The organism is Desertivibrio insolitus (assembly GCF_017355965.1).
Classification (GTDB): Bacteria; Actinomycetota; Actinomycetes; order Actinomycetales; family Microbacteriaceae; genus JAFIQW01.
The window spans coordinates 43381-59149 of the sequence record NZ_JAFIQW010000005.1; the positions used below are offsets into that span (position 1 = coordinate 43381).

The window sequence follows — 15769 nt, forward strand, 5'->3', positions numbered from 1 at the left end:
GCCCGGGTCAGGGTACCCGCGGTCGGCGGAGCGCACTGGACAACGCCGGCACGACGTCGGATTGTGTACGTCGTTCACATCACGCTAGTGCGGAGGACGACGATGTTCCAAGCGACCGCTGCGTTCAGCGGCTTCGCCGTGCGCGACACGGGCGAGGCGCGTCGCTTCTACTCGGAGGTGCTCGGCCTCGACGTGCGCGAGAACGACATGGGCATCCTCGAACTGACCCTGCCGGGCGGCGCGCTCGTGATCGCGTATCCGAAGCCCGACCACGAGCCGGCCGGGTTCACGATCCTGAACTTCGCCGTGCCGGACGTGGAGGCTGCCGTCGACGAGCTCAACCGGCTGGGCGTCGAGACGAAGATCTACCGCGACCCGGACTACGGCACCGACGCGAAGGGCATCGCGAGGGGTGGCACGCGCGGGCCGGACATCGCGTGGTTCCGCGACCCCTCGGGCAACGTGCTCTCGGTGCTCGCGGGCTGACGCGCGCGCTGCCACGATGGCGACATGAGGATCACCACGACGGTGCTCGCCACCGGCGGCACGACCACCGGGTTCGCGCTCACCGAGGAGCAGTTCGCCGCGCTCGGCCCCGGTCGACGGCATCCGGTGCGCGTGACGATCAACGGCTACAGCTACCGCACCACGGTCGCGCCCTACAAGGGCGAGTACGCGCTCTCGCTCAGCGCCGAGAACCGTCGCGGCGCGGGCATCGAGCCCGGCGACGAGGTGGAGCTCGAGATCGAACGCGACGACTCGCCGCCGGAGCTCGAGGTGCCGGCCGACCTCGCGGCCGCGCTCGCCGACGAGCCCGCCGCGCGGGCGTTCTTCGACGGCCTCGCGCCCTCGCACCGCAAGGAGTACGTGCGGTGGGTGGAGGAGCCGAAGAAGCCCGAGACGCGCGCCGGCCGCGTCGAAAAGGCGGTCGCGCTGCTCAGGGAGGGCAAGGCGCGCCACTGACGCGGCTAGGCCGCTTTCAGGACGTTGGCGGTGAAGCCGTCGAGCCGGCGGCCGAGGCCCGCCGCGCGGTGCGCGACGACGTGCTCGGCGGGCGGCGTCATGTCGGAGGCGGGCGGAAGGCCCATGCGGATCATGTGCGAGCAGCCCAGGTCGGCGCAGATGTAGGTGCCGACCGAGTCGCCGTTGCGCCCCGCCTCTCCGGCCCGGGGCGCCGAGAACAGCGACACCTGATCGGCCGGCTGCGGGGTCTGGCAGAGCAGGCACATCGCGTTGCGGCCGCGCGACATCGAGGACTCCGCCGCGCGCAGCATGATGCCGACGGGCTTGTCGTCGCGCCAGTACACGATCGCTCCGCGGTGCGGCATCCGGATGTCGCGCCAGCCGAGGTATTCGCGGTCCTCCCAGACCACCTCGTGCAGGCCCGGCAGCCAGAGCCGGTCCGCGTCGCCGCGGCTGGCGTTGACGAAGGACGAGCGGATGTCGGCGGCGGTGAGTGGCTTCATGAGACCCGTTCAGCGTAGTCGCGGGCTCGCGAACGCGTCACTTGTCGAACTGCGGGATCCCGTGGATGTCCTTCGGGTCGATCTCGACCGCGCCGTCGTCGGTGTAGTCGCCCGTGCCGGGCGCGACCTTCACGTCGTCCGGGTCCACGTCCGGGTCGTCCCGCACGGCCCGCGCCGGGTCGTCGCGCTGGGCGTTCGCCATCTCACCCTCGCTCGACGGGCTGTACGAGGTGTCGTGCTCGGTGAGCTCGTTGTCGTTCGGCGTCTTGTCGCTCATCCTCCGACGGTATGCCGCGGGGCAGCGCTCCGCGTCCAGGCTCCGCTCAGGAGGGCTGGCGGGGCTCCTCCTCGTCGCTGTCGCTGTCGTCGGCGAGGTTCGGCGCCTTGTCGGGCTCCTCGCCGGAGTCGGTCGCGCCGCGCGGCCACTCGTCCTCGCCCGTGGCCTCGATCGAGCGGACGGCGTCTTCCAGGTCGCTGTTGGGCCGCGCGGAGGAGACGCGCTCGGACGGGTGCTCGTGTTCGCTCATGAGTCCACGTTAGGCACGGCCAGTCGCCGTGGATAGACCGCGGCGTCGGCCTACCCTCGCTCGGGTGACGATCGACACCAACTGGGACCGTTACGGCGGCGACGTCCTCGCCGGCGACTGGAAGAAGAAGTCGGCACCGAAGCCGAAGGTCGTTCCGGCCGACCGCGACCTCGTCGTGGAGGAGGTCGCGACGGGCTTTGTGGGCGCCGTGCTCGGCCTCGAGGGTCGCTACGTGCGGCTCGAGGACCGCAAGGGCAAGGTGCGGCTCTTCCCGCTCGGGCCCGGGTTCCTCGTCGACGGCGAGCCGGTCGCGCTCAAGGCGCCGAGCGCCCCGTCGAAGAGCCCGATGCGCACGGCATCCGGCTCGTTCGCGGTCGAGGAGCAGCGTGCCCGTGTCGCTCGGGCCAGTCGCATCTACGTCGAGGGCCGGCACGACGCCGAGCTCGTCGAGAAGGTCTGGGGCGACGACCTGCGGGTCGAGGGTGTGGTGGTGGAGTACCTCGAGGGCGTCGACCACCTCGAGGCGCTGCTCGACCGGCAGCGCCCCACCCGCGAGGCGCGCGTCGGTGTGCTCGTCGACCACCTCGTGCCGGGGTCGAAGGAGCAGCGGATCGCGGATGCCGTCGCGCGCGGCCCGCACGGGCAGAACGTGCTCGTCGTCGGCCACCCCTACGTCGACATCTGGCAGGCGGTGAAGCCGGCTCGCGTCGGCCTCGAGGTGTGGCCCGTGATCCCGCGCTCGATCGAGTGGAAGCACGGCATCTGCGACGCGCTCGGCTGGCCGCACGACGACCAGGCCGACATCGCGAGGGCGTGGAAGCGGATCCTCACGCGGGTGACCTCGTACGCCGACCTCGAGCCCCAGCTGCTCGGCCGGGTCGAGCAGCTCATCGACTTCGTCACCGTCGGCTGAGGTTCTGCTGGCCGTAACCTGGGCGCCACCTAGGAGCGGGACGGCACGCCCGTAGGCTCGGAGCATGCTGTTCTCGCGCCGACCCGTGCGTCCCGAGGTCCGTCCGGCCCCGCACCACTCGACGGATGCCGACGTGCCGCCGCCTCCCGCCGGGCTCTGGGCCGACAAGTTCGGCACCGTGGTGACCCGCACGATGCAGGTGCTCATCCTGCTCGTGGCGATCATCGCGTTCGTCTACGCCGCGATCGCGCTCCGGCTCGTGGTCATCCCGGTGCTGCTCGCGCTGATCGTCGGCGCCGCACTCGGGCCCCTCGTCGACGCGATGCACCGCCGGGGACTGTCGCGGGCGCTCGGCGCGGGGATCGTGCTGCTCGTGGCGCTGCTCGGTCTCGGCGGGCTCATCACCGGCATCGTCTTCGCGGTGCGCGCCCAGTGGCCCGCGCTCGTCGAGTCGGCCGGTCAGGGCATCGACCAGCTCCGCGACATCGCCGCGAACTTCGGCATCCCGACCGACGAGCAGGCGATCAACGACGCCGTGCAGCAGGTGCAGGAGTTCCTCACGAGCTCCAGCTTCACGAGCGGCGCGATCGCCCAGGTCGGCAACGCCGTCGAGATCATCACGGGCGCCGTGCTCTTCGCGTTCGTGCTCTTCTACTTCCTCCGCGACGGGGGCCCGATCTTCCAGTTCCTCACCCGCGCCTTCAAGGGCGAGTACCGGGTGCGCGCCGACCGCAGCGGTCAGCGGGCCCTCGAGGTGCTCGGCGGCTACGTGCGCGGCACCGCCCTCGTCGCCCTCGTCGACGCCGTGTTCATCGGCATCGGGCTGCTGATCCTCGGCATCCCGCTCGCGCTGCCGCTGGCCGTGCTCGTCTTCATCTTCGCGTTCATCCCGATCGTCGGCGCGACGGCGGCGGGCGTCCTCGCCGCGCTCGTCGCGCTCGTCTCCGGCGGTCTCGTCGACGCCCTGTGGGTGACCGGCATCGTGATCGCCGTCAACCAGATCGAGGGCAACTTCCTGCAGCCGGTGCTGCTCGGCCGATCGCTGAAGCTGCACGCGCTCGTCGTGCTGCTCGCGATCACCGCCGGCACGATCCTCGCCGGCATCACCGGTGCGATCCTCTCCGTGCCGCTCGTCGCCTGCGTCTGGGGCATCTACAAGGCGTGGCGCGGCGACGAGCACCCGCAGGGCACGATCGGCAAGCCCGAGGCGCGCCGCCGCACGGGAGGCGCCCCGCTCGTGGCGGAGTAGGCGGAACACGAAGAGGGGCGGATGCCGCGGCATCCGCCCCTCTTCGTGCGTCCCGACGGGCTACAGGGCGCGCACCTTCTCCAGCAGCGGCTCGGCCACCTCGTCGAGGAAGCGGTCCTGCAGCTCGTCGCCGATCTGCACGAGGGCGATGTCGGTGAAGCCGGCGTCGACGAAGGGGCGCACGCTCTCCGCGAGCTCGTCGAGGTCGGGGCCGCACGCGATCTGCTCCGCGACGTCCTCCGGCCGCACGAACTTCGACGCTGCGTCGAACGCGGTCGTCGTCGGCAGGTCGGAGTTCACGAACCAGCCGCCCGCGAACCAGCGGAACTGCTCGTGGGCCCGGTGCACGGCCTCGTCCTTGTCCGGTCCCCACGAGATCGGGATCTGACCGATCTTGCGCGAGGCGGGGGCGTCGGCGTCGCGGGCGCTGTCCCAGCCCTTGATGATCTCCGCGTCGGGCTCGGTGGTGATCAGGTGCTCCGCGAGCGGGGCGAACCGCGCGATGGACTTCTCGCCCGAGACGGCGATGCCGATCGGCACGCCGCCCTCGGGGGCGTCCCAGATGCGCGTCGCCTCGGTGCGGAAGTAGTCGCCCTCCCACGTCACGAGGTCGCCGGTGAGCAGCTCCCGGATGAGGGTCACGGCCTCCTCGAGGCGGTCGTGGCGCTCGCGCACGTCGGGCCAGCCCTCGCCGATCGAGTGCTCGTTGAGGTTCTCTCCCGCGCCGAGCCCGAGGATGAAGCGCCCGTCGGCGAGCTGCTGGATCGTCGCGGCCTTCTGCGCGACCACGGCGGGGTGGTACCGCATGATCGGCGAGGTGACGTAGGTCGCGAGCTCGACCCGTGAGGTGGCGTGCGCAACGGCGCCGAGCACGCTCCAGGCGTACGGGGCGTGGCCCTGGGACTCGAGCCAGGGGGAGAAGTGGTCGCTCGAGACCTCGAAGTCGAAGCCGCGCTCCTCCGCCTTGACGGCGTAGCGCACGAGGTCCTTCGGGCCGGACTGCTCGGTCATCAGGGTGTAGCCGAAGTTGGTCATTCTCGCCTTCCGGTTCGGTGGATCGCGGGCGCGATCACTTCTTGAGGGGGTCGTGCCCCCAGTTCATGAGGGAGTAGCGCCAGCGGGAGTGCTCGACGTCGTCCTCCGGGCCGCCCTGGGCCAGGTGCCGGTGCACGTAGCCGACGACCTTCTTCATCGCCTTCAGGTCGTCCTCGCCGAGGTCGCCCTTCTTCTTGTCGAGCAGTTCGACGATGTGCCGGCCCATCTCGTGGCCGACCGCCTCCCCGCCGTCCTTGCTCATCCCCACCGACTGCGACTCCTCGGTCTGCAGCCACTTCTCGATCTGCGACCGGGTCATGTTCACCGCGTCGTCGAAATCCTTCACGACCGCGTCGCGGTCGAGTTCGTCGTTCGCCATGGTTCGAACGCTGCCAAGGCCTGCTGGGAGGGCCGTGGGACAATGGTGAGTGTGACCGCCACACGCCAGCAGCCACGCCCCGCCGACATCCGTCGCTGGCGCCAGTACCTCGCCGACGAGCAGGCGGAGGCCGCCGTGTACCGCGATCTGGCGGGCCGTCGCACGGGCGAGGAGCGCGAGATCCTGCTCGCCCTCGCCGAGGCGGAGGGGCGGCACGAGGCGCACTGGCGGCAACTGCTCGGCGACCAGGCCGGCCGGCCCCGCAAGGGCGACCTGCGCACCCGGATGCTCGGCTTCCTCGCCCGCCGCTTCGGCAGCGTCTTCGTGCTCGCGCTCGCGCAGCGGGCCGAGTCCCGGTCGCCGTACGAGCAGGACGCGGATGCCACCGATGCGATGGCCGCCGACGAGCGCATCCACGCCGAGGTCGTCCGCAGCCTCGCGGCCCGCGGTCGTGCGCGCATCTCGGGCACCTTCCGGGCTGCGGTGTTCGGCGCGAACGACGGCCTCGTCTCGAACCTCGCGCTCGTGGCCGGCGTCGGCGCGAGCGGGCTGCCCGCGCAGGCCGTGCTGCTGACGGGCGTGGCGGGCCTCCTCTCCGGTGCGCTGTCGATGGGCGCCGGCGAGTACGTGTCGGTGCGGTCGCAGCGGGAGCTGCACGAGGCATCCACCCCCGACCCTCGCGCCCGGCGCGCCGTGCCGCACCTCGACGTCGACGCCAACGAGCTCGCCCTCGTCTACCGCGCGCGCGGCATGAGCCAGGCGGATGCCACCGAGCACGCGCGACAGATGCTCGCGGGCCTCGCGCCGGTGACCGGCTCCACGCCCATCCAGCGAGAGGAGCACGACACGATCGGCTCGGCGACCGGTGCCGCGCTGTCGAGCTTCGGCTTCTTCGCATCCGGCGCGCTCGTGCCGATCCTGCCCTACCTCTTCGGGCTTACCGGGCTCTCCGCGGTCGTCACGGCCGCGGTGCTCGTCGGGCTCGCCCTGCTCGCGACCGGATCGATCGTCGGCGTGCTCTCGGGCGCCCCGCCGCTGCTGCGCGCGCTGCGCCAGCTCGCGATCGGCTACGGCGCCGCGGCCGTCACCTATCTGCTCGGGCTCGCCTTCGGCACGACGCTCGGTTGAGCGCTCTCTCCGCCGACGCTCAGGCTGACGTCGGCGGTGCTTCGTATGGTCGAGGCATGAGCGACGACAGCGCGAACAAGGACCACTCAGGCGACACCCTCGGCGGCTCGCCCGAGCCCGGCAACACCGCCGCGAAGGACCCGAGCGACTGGGTCACCGGCGACGAGCCGATGACAGGCGCCCAGCGGAGCTACCTCGACACGCTCGCCCGCGAAGCGGGGGAGGAGCTCTCGGCCGACCTCACCAAGGCCGAGGCCAGCGAGCACATCGAGCGGCTGCAGTCGAAGACCGGCCGCGGCGAGTGAGCCGCAGGTGATCCTCGCCAGCCAGGGCGTAGAGAACCTCGACGGCCTCCTCGGGGTCGCGGCGCGCATCATCTCCGCCCTCGGCGAGGTCGGCGTGGGGCTGCTCACGCTGATCGAGACGGTGTTCCCGCCCATCCCCAGCGAGGTCATCCTGCCGCTGGCGGGATTCATCGCGCGGCAGGGCGACCTCAACGTCGTGCTCGTGTGGGGGCTCGCGACGCTCGGCGCCTATCTCGGCGCGTTGATCCTCTACGAACTCGGGCGTGTGGTGGGCGAGAAGCGCACCGTCGACGCCCTGTCGAAGCTCCCGCTCGTCGACCGCGAGGACTTCGAGAAGGCGTCGGGCTGGTTCCACCGGCACGGGCGCTCGGCCGTGTTCTTCGGCCGGCTGATCCCCGGCGTGCGCAGTCTCATCTCGCTGCCCGCCGGCGCGCAGAAGATGCCGTACCTGACGTTCACGCTCTTCACCGTGCTGGGCAGTGGGCTGTGGAACGGGCTGCTCGTGGGCGCCGGCTATCTGCTCGGCAGCCAGTACGAGCTCGTCGACCAGTACTCGCAGGTGCTCGACTACGTCGTGATCGCCGCGGTCGTCGGCGTCGTCGGCTGGCTCGTCGTGCGGCGGCTCCGGCGCCGGCGCGAAGAACGCGCCCACTGACCGTCGCACCCGCCGACGTGCCTTGAGGGCGCTCCCAGCCGCCGTTCAGACCGTGCGGACTCGGCGTCCCTACGCTCGGAGCACCGACCCGAAGGAGACTGACATGGGATGGCTCGACCGACTGCTCGGACGTGAGAGCAGCACCACCCCGCCGCCCCCGGCCCCCGACTACGCGCAGCCGGGATACCGGCAGGGCTACGGCCAGCCCCAGCAGGGCTACGGACAGCAGGGCTACGGGCAGGATGGCGGCCCGTTCGGGCAGCAGCGCCCCCGCTCGACGGGTGGCCGCAGCGAGGACGAGATCGCCGTCGAGCGCTACCGCTATCTGCTGCGCACGGCGCCCCCCGAGACCATCGAGCAGGTGCACGAGGAAGCGTTCTCCAAGCTCACGCCGGAGCAGCGCCGGATGGTGTTCGACGAGCTCAGCCGCGACGCCCCGGCCGGAGAGGCGCCCCGCGGCGAGGACCCGCGGAGCCTCGCACAGGCGGCGACGCGCTCCGAGCTCCGTCAGCCCGGCATGCTCGAGCGCTCGTTCGGCGGTGGCGGAGGCTACGGCCGAGGCGGATACGGCGGCGGCATGATGGGCCGCGGCGGTCCCGGCTTCGGCAGCATGCTCGGCGCCTCGCTGCTCGGCACCGTCGCGGGCTACGTCGTCGGTTCCGCGCTCGTCAGCGCCTTCATTCCCGACAACATCGGCTACGACGACCAGGCGGCGGACGCGGGCGACGGCGGGGACGCCGGTGCGGACGGCGGCGATGCCGGAGCAGAGGGCGGCGACGCGGGAGCGGACGCCGGTGACGCAGCAGGCGCCGACTTCGGCGGTGGCGGCGACTTCGGCGGAGGGGACTTCGGGGGCGGCGACTTCGGTGGCGGCTTCGGCGACTTCGGCGGAGGCGACTTCGGGGGCGGCGACTTCTAGCCGCGGCACAAGGTCGAGGGGAGAGGGGCGGATGCCACGCGGCATCCGCCCCTCTCGTCCCTTCAGCCCCGCGCCAGCAGGCCCTCGCGCACCTTCTTGCGCAGCACCTTGCCGATGAGGGAGCGCGGCAGTTCGTTGACGACCTCGACGCGGCGCGGCACCTTGTACGGGGTGAGCCGCTCCCGGGCGAACGCCCGGAGCGCCTCGGGGTCGACGGTCGCGCCGGGCTCGACGACGATCGCGGCCACCACGTCCTCACCGCTGTGCTGCGAGGGCAACCCGACGACCGCGGCATCCGCGACGCCGGGGAAGAGCTTGATCGCGTCCTCGACCTCGCTCGGGGCGACGTTGAAGCCGCCGGTGATGATGAGCTCCTTGATGCGGTCGACGACCCGCACGAAGCCCTCCTCGTCGAGCGTCACGATGTCGCCGGTGCGGAACCAGCCGTCGGCGAAGACGGCGGCGCTCTCGTCGGGCTTGCGCCAGTAGCCGCTGAAGACCTGGGGGCCGCGCACGAGCAGCTCGCCCTCCTCGCCGATCGCGCGGTCGGAGCTGGGGTCCTCCGGGTCGACGACGCGCACGTCGGTGCCGGGCAGCGGCAGCCCCACCGTGCCGGCCTTGCGGCTGGGTGCGACCGGGTTCGCCATGAGCACGGGCGAGGTCTCGCTCAGGCCGTAGCCCTCCACGAGGTAGCCGCCGGTGCGCTCCTCCCACGGCTCGACGACGTCCTGACGGAGCGGCATCGCGCCGGAGATCGCGATCCGGATGCCGTCGAGCGAGACGCCGCGACGGTCGGCCTCGGCCGTGAGCCGCTCGTAGATCGGCGGCACCGCGGGCAGGAAGGTCGGCGGGTGCTTCTTGATGGCCTTGAGCACGAGGTCGGGGTCGAAGCGGGGGAAGAGCACGAGGCGCGCGCCCATCGACATCGCGAAGGTCAGGCAGAGCGTGAGGCCGTAGGCGTGGAACATCGGCAGGACGGCGTAGACGACGCTCGTGCCGCGCGGGATCGTCGGCACCCAGGCGCGTGCCTGCGCGGCGTTGGCGCTGAGGTTGAGGTGGGTGAGCACGGCGCCCTTGGGGGAGCCGGTCGTGCCGCTCGTGTACTGGATGAGCGCGATGTCCTCGGCGGCCGGGGCGGGGTGCGCCGGGTCGAGGGCGGGGGAGCCGACGAGCTTCTCCCACGTCGTGGTGCCGCTGACCCTCGTCGTGAGCGCGGCCCGGGACTCCCGCGCCTTCGCGATCGGTAGCCGCAGCAGGGCGCGCATGCGCAAGGGCATCGAGCGCGTGACGTTAACCGAAACGATGCTCTCCACCGCGACATCCGCGGGGAAGGCCTGGATCGTCTCGACGACCTTGTCCCAGGCGATGACGACCTTCGCGCCGTGGTCCTCGAACTGGTGGCGGAGCTCGCGCGCTGTGTACAGCGGGTTGTGCTCGACGACGATCGCGCCGAGCCGCAGCACGGCGTAGAACGCGACGATGTGCTGCGGGCAGTTCGGCAGCACGAGCGCGACGGGGTCGCCCTTCGTGACGCCGAGCCTGCGGAGCCCCTCGGCGGCGCGCTCGATCTGCTCGCCGAGCTCGCGGTAGGTGGTCTCCGCGCCGAAGAACTCGAGCGCGACGCTGCCCGGGTACTGCCGCGCGGAACCCTCGACGATGTCGTAGAGCGATCCCGTGGGGAGCTCGAGCTCGGTCGGCACCCCCTCGGCGTAACTCGCGAGCCAGGGCCGGGGCGTTCCGATCGTCACGCGATCACTTTACGGAACGTCGGTCAGTCGACGACCTCGCCCTGCTCGCGGATGTACTGCTTGTCGTCGTCGCTCAGGTACGCCGGCACGTCGACGCCCTTCGACGTCGTCGCCTCGATCTCGCTGATGACGTCGGCGGGCACCGCGTCGTCGAGGTTGTCCGTCAGGGAGTGCTTCGCGTCGATGCTCAGGTTGGGCCACCAGGCCTCGACGGGCGGAAGGGCGTTCTCGTCTGCCATGGTCCCGACGATACGCGGGCGTCCCCACGCCGCCCCTGTCGTTCAGCGGATGCTGAGACTTCTTCCCCGCAGGTGTCCGTCGCAGCCGCACGGGGAATAGTGGGGACGTGGACTCCTTCGACGCGATCGTCGTCGGCGCCGGGCCGAACGGGCTCGCCGTCGCGGTGACCCTCGCCCGTGCCGGGCTCTCGGTGCGCGTGTACGAGGCCGCGGCGACCATCGGCGGCGGCTCCCGCACCATGGAGCTCGTCGAGCCGGGGCACCTCAACGACGTGTGCTCCGCTGTGCACCCGCTCGCGTTCGAGTCCGAGTTCTTCCGGCGCTTCCGCCTCGAGGACAGGATCGAGCTGCTGACCCCGGAGCTCTCCTACGCGCAGCCGCTCGACGGCGGCCGTTCGGGGCTCGCCTGGCGCGACCTCGACAGGACGGTGGAGGGGCTCGGCCGGGACGGGGCCGCCTGGCGGCAGCTGTTCGCGCCGCTCGTCGACGACCTGCGCGGCGTGGCGGACTTCACCTCCGGTTCGCTCGTGCGCATTCCGCAGTCGCCGATCACGGCGCTGCGTCTCGGCCTGCGCGCCCTCGAGCAGGGCTCGGCCGCGTGGAACGCGCGGTTCCGGGAGGGCGTCGCGCCGGCGCTCCTCACCGGGGCGATGGCCCACTCGATTCAGGCGATGCCGTCGCTCGCGACGAGCGCCGGCGGCCTCGTGCTCGCGACCCTCGCCCACGGCCGCGGCTGGCCCGTCGTGCGCGGCGGCAGTCAGACGATCGTCGACGCGATGGCGGCGGATGCCCAAGCGCACGGTGCCGAGATCGTGACGAGCAGCCCCGTGTCATCCGTCGCCGAGCTCCCTCCCGCGAAGGCCGTCTTCTTCGACACGAGCGCCCGGGCGATGGCGAGCATCGCGGGGGACCGGCTGCCCGAGCGCTACCGCCGGGCGCTCGAGGACGTGCGCTACGGCAACGCCGCGGCGAAGGTGGACTTCGTGCTCGACGGGCCCGTGCCGTGGCGCGACCCCGCGCTCGCCGAGGCCGGCACCCTGCACGTCGGCGGCTCGCGGGCCGAGCTGCAGCGCGCGGAGAACGAGGTGCGGCGCGGCCGCCACGCGCCGAGCCCGTACGTGCTCGTCTCCCAGCCGTCGGTGCTCGATCCCACTCGCGCGCCCGCGGGCCGGCACGTGCTCTGGGCCTACACCCACGTGCCGCACGGCTCGACCGTCGACCAGACCGAGACCATCACAGCGCAGATCGAACGCTTCGCCCCCGGCTTCCGCGACAGGATCGTCGGCTCCGCGAGCAAGACCGCGGCGCAGATGGAGGAGTACAACGCGAACTACGTGGGCGGCGACATCGCCATCGGCGACGTGACGTTCCTCCGGCTGCTGCGCCGGCCCGTGCTCTCGCCGGACCCCTGGCGGGCGCCGGGTGGGACGTTCTACCTCTGCTCGTCGGCGACGCCGCCGAGTCCGGGGGTGCACGGGCTCAACGGCTGGCGTGCCGCGACGAGCGCGCTGCGCCACGAGTTCGGGATCAGGCGCGCGCCGGAGCTCGCGCCGGAAGGAGTGCTGTCATGACCGGGGTCACCTACCGCAGGATCGCCGCGACGCCCGAGCAGCTGTTCGCGGTGCTCGCCGACGGCTGGCTCTACGCCTCGTGGGTGCCCGGTGCCTCGCGGATGCGCGACGTCGAGGCGAGCTGGCCCTCCGACGGTGCCGTGCTGCACCACTCCTTCGGGCTGTGGCCGCTCGTCGTCAACGACACGACGACGCTCGAGGAGTGGGATCCGCCGCGTCATGCGCGACTGCGGGCGCGCGGCTGGCCCGTGCTCGGCGAGGCGTTCGTCACGATCGACGTGAAGCGGAGGGGCGACGGCTGCGTCGTCCGCATCGCCGAGGACGCGATCGAGGGGCCCGCGACGATGGTGCCGGAGGCCGTGCGATCGGTGGGCATCCACCTGCGCAACGTCGAGACGCTGAAGCGGCTCGCCTGGCTCGCGGAGGGCGGCGCACGCCCGGCCCTGCCGGCCGCCGAATCCGGGGCCGCAAGGTAGCAGCGGAAAATGGCTGATGGGAAGCATCCTGCGAGCTCGACACGCCGTGCGCTACAGTCGGATGTGGATAACTTCCGCCTAAACCCGAAGGTGAGATTGTGACCACAACCTCAATGAATCCCGGTGTCCGATGGGCTCCTGTGCGCGCGAGCGTGTGGGAGGCCGAGCTCGACGGCGGCCACGCCGGAGCCATCGAACGCACCGTCCGTGGACGCTTCGTCGCTCTCGACAGCGCCGGCCGTGCCCTCGGCAGCTACCCCTCGTTCGTCTCCGCGAAGGAGCGCGTCGCCGCCGAGCTCGCCGGCCAGACCGAGGCGAAGCGCGCCTCGCTGGGTGACGTGCTGCTCGCCGTGCTGGCGACGGTCGTCGGCATCGGCTCGATCGGCGTCGCGGCCTCCGCGCTCACGTCGCTCGGCGCGCTCACCCTCCGCTGAGCTGACCCTCTCCTGACCCGCGCGGCGCCCGAACGCCGCCCGGTGGCTCTCCGGCAGGCGCCGGAGCTCTTCGTCGTGCCCGCTAGCGGGAGCGAGCGTGCCCGTTGCCGATCGCGCCGTGGTGCTGCGCCATGTGGTGCGGGGTGTGGCTGGCGTGCGGCTCCTCGAGCACCTGCAGGCCCGTCGAGCTGTTCGCGCTCGCGCTCAGCACCTCGAGCCACTCGCGGTTGATCTCCGGCGTCTTGCTGCCGTGGTACTTGAAGTACAGCGGGATCGAGGGGCTGATCCAGATCGCGCTGCGCCCGTCGCCGACGCTCGCGTCGTCGCGCCACGTGAAGAAGAAGCTCTCGTGGCGGCGCAGCTTCGCGCCGATGACCACCTGCAGGTGCGCCAGCAGTCGGTCGTCGAACTGGAACTCGGCCCCGAACGGGCCGTACAACAGTTTGCCCACGCGCCGAACGTACTCCTGCAGCGCGTCCGGGTCACTGATCCATCGGTCGGTTTTCAGGGGCTGACGAGCTCGACCGTCAATGCCTCCCGGCGCACGTCCAGCCGCATCCACGTGTGTTTCGGCTGCCGCCGCTTGTCGGTGGGCGAGCCGGGGTTCAGCAGCCGCATCCCGCGCGGGGTCGTCGTGTCCCAGGGGATGTGCGAGTGCCCGAAGACCAGCACGTCGACGTCGGGGAAGCGGATGTCGCAGCGCTTCTCCCGCCCGGTCGCCTGACCCGTCTCGTGCACGACGGCGAACCGGTGACCGTCGAGCTCGATCCGGTCGATCTCGGGCAGCCGGGCGCGGAGCGCCGGCCCGTCGTTGTTGCCGTAGCAGGCGACGAGGCGCCGCGACCGATCCTCGAGCTCGTTCAGCAGCGGCACGTCCACCCAGTCGCCGGCGTGCACGACGACGTCGGCCGCGGCGACGTCCGCCCAGAGGGCCGCGGGCAGGTCCTTCGCGCGCTTGGGCAGATGCGTGTCGGACATCAGCACGACCGCGGTCACTTGGCGTGCAGCGCCGATCCCTTGTGGGCCGCCTTCTTGCCCGACTTGTCGCTCTCGACGATGAACATCGGGTCGTCCTCGCTCGCCGTGAAGTGCTGACCGTCGAAGGTGAAGTCCTTCGTCTTGCGCTCCACGACCTTGCCGCTCGTCTCGCCCTGGGACGTGTTCCAGGTGACGTGGTCTCCGTTCTTCATGCCTCCCACCTTTCCGTGGCTTGTACCGTTGCCTGGTGACTTCCAGCGAACTCGCCTCGTTCTCCCTCCGCCCGCTCGGGGACGCGGACCTCGACCGAGTCGTCGAGCTCAACAACGCCGCGACCCCCGCCGTGCCGCAGTCGACCCGGGAGGACATCGCCGAGCTCGTCGCGCTGTCGTCGCTCGCCCTGGCTGTCGTCGACGACCAGGCGACCGAGCGCCCGATCGGGTTCCTGCTCGCGATGGAGCCAGGTCAGGACTACGCGAGCGAGAACTACGTCTGGTTCACCCGCCGCGGGGTGGCGGGCCTCTACGTCGACCGGATCGTGCTCGACGAGGCGCACCGCAGCCGGGGACTCGGTCCGCGGCTCTACGACGCGGTCTTCGACGCGGCCCGCCGGGCCGGTCTCAGCGAGGTGCAGTGCGAGGTCAACATCGAGCCGCCGAACCCGCGGTCGCTCGCGTTCCACTCGCGGCTCGGCTTCGCTGAGGTGGGCCAGCAGGCCACGAAGGGCGGCAGCGTCGTGGTCGCGCTGCTCGCGGCATCCGTCGCCTGACGACGACTTCGACGAGCACGGCCCCGCCTCAGCCGTCCTTCAGCATCGTCACCCCACACTGATGCCGTGAGTCTCGCGTCCGCCTTCCAGTCGCTGCTGCTGGAGACGTTGACGAAGGACAAGGGCGGCGAACCCGCGTGGGTCTACTCCTTCGCGGAGGGCGACGACGAAGGCTATTTCGGGCCCGGTTCCGCCCCGTGGGTGGTGCACGGCGAACTGCCGACCCTCGTCGCGGGCGTGCGGGCGCTGCTGATGCAGGCGCTGCATCCGGGTGCCCTCGCGGGCGTGCACGACCACTCCCGCTACGAGGAGGACCCCCTCGGGCGTCTCTCCGGCACCGTGCGCTGGCTCATGTCGGTGACGTTCGGTTCGACGGAGACTGCGCAGCAGGCGTCGGCGATGGTCGGCAAGCTGCACGATCGCGTGCGCGGCACCTACGTCGACGCGCGCGGGGTCGAGCGCCCCTACGCCGCCGGCGACCCCGAACTGCTGCTCTGGGTGCATGTCGCCTTCACCGAGGCGTTCCTCGGCGCCCAGTTGCTCTGGGGGTCGCCGATCCCCGGGGGAGCCGACGCGTACGTGAAGCAGTGGGCCGTCGCGGGGGAGCTGATGGGCGTCGAGCACCCGCCGCGCAGCCTCGCCGAGCACGAGGCCGCGCTCGCGGCCTTCGACGACGACCTCAAGTACGACGACCGCACCGAGCAGGTGGTGCGGTTCCTGCGCAACCCGGGGCTGAAGCCTGCGATCATGCCGGCGTACCGCGTGCTGTTCGAAGCGGCGGTGGCCTCGCTGCCCGAGCGTTACCGCGTGAAGCTGCGCCTCGAGCGCGGGCCCGTGCGCCGTGCGGCGGCGATCGGTGCGTGCCGGGCGTTCCTCACGGTCGCGGGCAAGCTCGTCACGCACCCGGGCGCGAGCGAGATCGCCGCACGTCAGCGCATCGCCCGCATCCGGGCCGAGCGCTTCGCGAGCTGAGCGGCG

Annotated in this window: 23 protein-coding genes; 13 read left to right on the forward strand and 10 right to left on the reverse strand. The window is 71.8% G+C overall.

Annotation, left to right across the window (positions count from 1 at the left end; genetic code table 11):
* Window positions 1–102: 102 nt before the first annotated feature.
* Both JUB10_RS12305 and JUB10_RS12310 read left to right on the forward strand, forming a co-directional pair.
* Window positions 103–486: a VOC family protein gene (locus JUB10_RS12305; protein WP_207457153.1), complete on the forward strand. Its 384-nt coding sequence runs from the start codon at window positions 103–105 to the stop codon at window positions 484–486.
* Window positions 487–510: 24 nt separating this feature from the next.
* Window positions 511–963, forward strand: coding sequence for a YdeI/OmpD-associated family protein (locus JUB10_RS12310; protein ID WP_207457155.1), 453 nt, complete (start codon window positions 511–513; stop codon window positions 961–963).
* 5 nt (window positions 964–968) lie between these two features.
* Here JUB10_RS12310 and JUB10_RS12315 read toward each other — a convergent pair whose 3' ends face one another.
* The 3 genes from JUB10_RS12315 to JUB10_RS12325 are packed head-to-tail and all read right to left on the reverse strand — an operon-like array spanning window position 969 to window position 1993.
* Complete coding sequence (locus tag JUB10_RS12315) at window positions 969–1466, reverse strand: FBP domain-containing protein (RefSeq protein ID WP_207457156.1); 498 nt, start codon at window positions 1464–1466, stop codon at window positions 969–971.
* Window positions 1467–1503: 37 nt separating this feature from the next.
* Complete coding sequence (locus JUB10_RS12320; RefSeq protein WP_207457157.1) at window positions 1504–1743, reverse strand: hypothetical protein; 240 nt, start codon at window positions 1741–1743, stop codon at window positions 1504–1506.
* A gap of 46 nt (window positions 1744–1789) precedes the next feature.
* Window positions 1790–1993 carry a hypothetical protein gene (locus tag JUB10_RS12325; protein ID WP_207457158.1) on the reverse strand — a complete coding sequence of 68 codons (204 nt, stop codon included), beginning with the start codon at window positions 1991–1993 and terminating at the stop codon, window positions 1790–1792.
* A gap of 64 nt (window positions 1994–2057) precedes the next feature.
* Between JUB10_RS12325 and JUB10_RS12330 the strand changes: the two genes are divergently transcribed.
* Complete coding sequence (locus JUB10_RS12330) at window positions 2058–2906, forward strand: DUF3097 domain-containing protein (RefSeq protein ID WP_307859218.1); 849 nt, start codon at window positions 2058–2060, stop codon at window positions 2904–2906.
* A 64-nt stretch (window positions 2907–2970) separates the two neighbouring features.
* On the forward strand, window positions 2971–4155 hold the full coding sequence (locus tag JUB10_RS12335) for an AI-2E family transporter (RefSeq protein ID WP_207457159.1): 1185 nt from the start codon (window positions 2971–2973) through the stop codon (window positions 4153–4155).
* Between the two features lie 60 nt (window positions 4156–4215).
* On the opposite strand, the gene JUB10_RS12340 is transcribed toward JUB10_RS12335, so the two are convergent.
* Window positions 4216–5190, reverse strand: a complete 975-nt coding sequence (locus JUB10_RS12340) for a TIGR03557 family F420-dependent LLM class oxidoreductase (protein WP_207457160.1) — start codon at window positions 5188–5190, stop codon at window positions 4216–4218.
* 34 nt (window positions 5191–5224) lie between these two features.
* A complete protein-coding gene (locus tag JUB10_RS12345; protein ID WP_207457161.1) occupies window positions 5225–5569 on the reverse strand; it encodes a DUF3140 domain-containing protein in 345 nt (114 codons plus the stop codon).
* 42 nt (window positions 5570–5611) lie between these two features.
* Here JUB10_RS12345 and JUB10_RS12350 point away from each other — a divergent pair, with 42 nt between their 5' ends.
* The 4 genes from JUB10_RS12350 to JUB10_RS12365 all read left to right on the forward strand — a co-directional run bounded on the left by JUB10_RS12350 (window position 5612) and on the right by JUB10_RS12365 (window position 8576).
* Window positions 5612–6697 carry a VIT1/CCC1 transporter family protein gene (locus JUB10_RS12350; RefSeq protein ID WP_207457163.1) on the forward strand — a complete coding sequence of 362 codons (1086 nt, stop codon included), beginning with the start codon at window positions 5612–5614 and terminating at the stop codon, window positions 6695–6697.
* Window positions 6698–6753: 56 nt separating this feature from the next.
* Window positions 6754–7002, forward strand: a complete 249-nt coding sequence (locus JUB10_RS12355) for a DUF3072 domain-containing protein (RefSeq protein WP_207457164.1) — start codon at window positions 6754–6756, stop codon at window positions 7000–7002.
* A 7-nt stretch (window positions 7003–7009) separates the two neighbouring features.
* Window positions 7010–7657, forward strand: a complete 648-nt coding sequence (locus JUB10_RS12360) for a DedA family protein (RefSeq protein ID WP_207457165.1) — start codon at window positions 7010–7012, stop codon at window positions 7655–7657.
* Between the two features lie 103 nt (window positions 7658–7760).
* A complete protein-coding gene (locus JUB10_RS12365) occupies window positions 7761–8576 on the forward strand; it encodes a hypothetical protein (protein ID WP_207457167.1) in 816 nt (271 codons plus the stop codon).
* A gap of 62 nt (window positions 8577–8638) precedes the next feature.
* Here JUB10_RS12365 and JUB10_RS12370 read toward each other — a convergent pair whose 3' ends face one another.
* Entirely contained in the window at window positions 8639–10324 is a 1686-nt protein-coding gene (locus tag JUB10_RS12370) for a long-chain-fatty-acid--CoA ligase (RefSeq protein ID WP_207457169.1), read from the reverse strand.
* A gap of 23 nt (window positions 10325–10347) precedes the next feature.
* Window positions 10348–10563, reverse strand: a complete 216-nt coding sequence (locus JUB10_RS12375) for a hypothetical protein (protein WP_207457170.1) — start codon at window positions 10561–10563, stop codon at window positions 10348–10350.
* Window positions 10564–10670: 107 nt separating this feature from the next.
* Here JUB10_RS12375 and JUB10_RS12380 point away from each other — a divergent pair, with 107 nt between their 5' ends.
* From JUB10_RS12380 to JUB10_RS12390, 3 genes are all read left to right on the forward strand, one after another.
* The gene (locus JUB10_RS12380; protein ID WP_207457172.1) at window positions 10671–12134 is read left to right on the forward strand and encodes a phytoene desaturase family protein; all 1464 of its coding nucleotides are present in this window, start codon (window positions 10671–10673) and stop codon (window positions 12132–12134) included.
* Window positions 12131–12610 (forward strand): SRPBCC family protein, encoded by a 480-nt coding sequence (locus tag JUB10_RS12385; protein WP_207457174.1) that lies wholly within the window; start codon window positions 12131–12133, stop codon window positions 12608–12610. The genes JUB10_RS12380 and JUB10_RS12385 overlap by 4 nt, the downstream gene beginning before the upstream one ends.
* 98 nt (window positions 12611–12708) lie before the next feature.
* Window positions 12709–13044 (forward strand): hypothetical protein, encoded by a 336-nt coding sequence (locus tag JUB10_RS12390; protein WP_207457176.1) that lies wholly within the window; start codon window positions 12709–12711, stop codon window positions 13042–13044.
* Between the two features lie 82 nt (window positions 13045–13126).
* On the opposite strand, the gene JUB10_RS12395 is transcribed toward JUB10_RS12390, so the two are convergent.
* Genes JUB10_RS12395 through JUB10_RS12405 form a run of 3 tightly spaced genes read right to left on the reverse strand, consistent with a single transcriptional unit; the run spans window position 13127 to window position 14234 of the window.
* Window positions 13127–13495: a DUF7882 family protein gene (locus JUB10_RS12395; protein WP_207457178.1), complete on the reverse strand. Its 369-nt coding sequence runs from the start codon at window positions 13493–13495 to the stop codon at window positions 13127–13129.
* 53 nt (window positions 13496–13548) lie between these two features.
* Window positions 13549–14022: a metallophosphoesterase family protein gene (locus tag JUB10_RS12400; RefSeq protein WP_207457180.1), complete on the reverse strand. Its 474-nt coding sequence runs from the start codon at window positions 14020–14022 to the stop codon at window positions 13549–13551.
* Between the two features lie 14 nt (window positions 14023–14036).
* Window positions 14037–14234, reverse strand: coding sequence for a hypervirulence associated TUDOR domain-containing protein (locus tag JUB10_RS12405; RefSeq protein WP_207457182.1), 198 nt, complete (start codon window positions 14232–14234; stop codon window positions 14037–14039).
* 35 nt (window positions 14235–14269) lie between these two features.
* Here JUB10_RS12405 and JUB10_RS12410 point away from each other — a divergent pair, with 35 nt between their 5' ends.
* Both JUB10_RS12410 and JUB10_RS12415 read left to right on the forward strand, forming a co-directional pair.
* Window positions 14270–14791 (forward strand): GNAT family N-acetyltransferase, encoded by a 522-nt coding sequence (locus tag JUB10_RS12410; RefSeq protein WP_207457184.1) that lies wholly within the window; start codon window positions 14270–14272, stop codon window positions 14789–14791.
* Window positions 14792–14857: 66 nt separating this feature from the next.
* Window positions 14858–15763 (forward strand): oxygenase MpaB family protein, encoded by a 906-nt coding sequence (locus JUB10_RS12415; protein WP_207457186.1) that lies wholly within the window; start codon window positions 14858–14860, stop codon window positions 15761–15763.
* The last annotated feature ends 6 nt before the right edge of the window (window positions 15764–15769 follow it).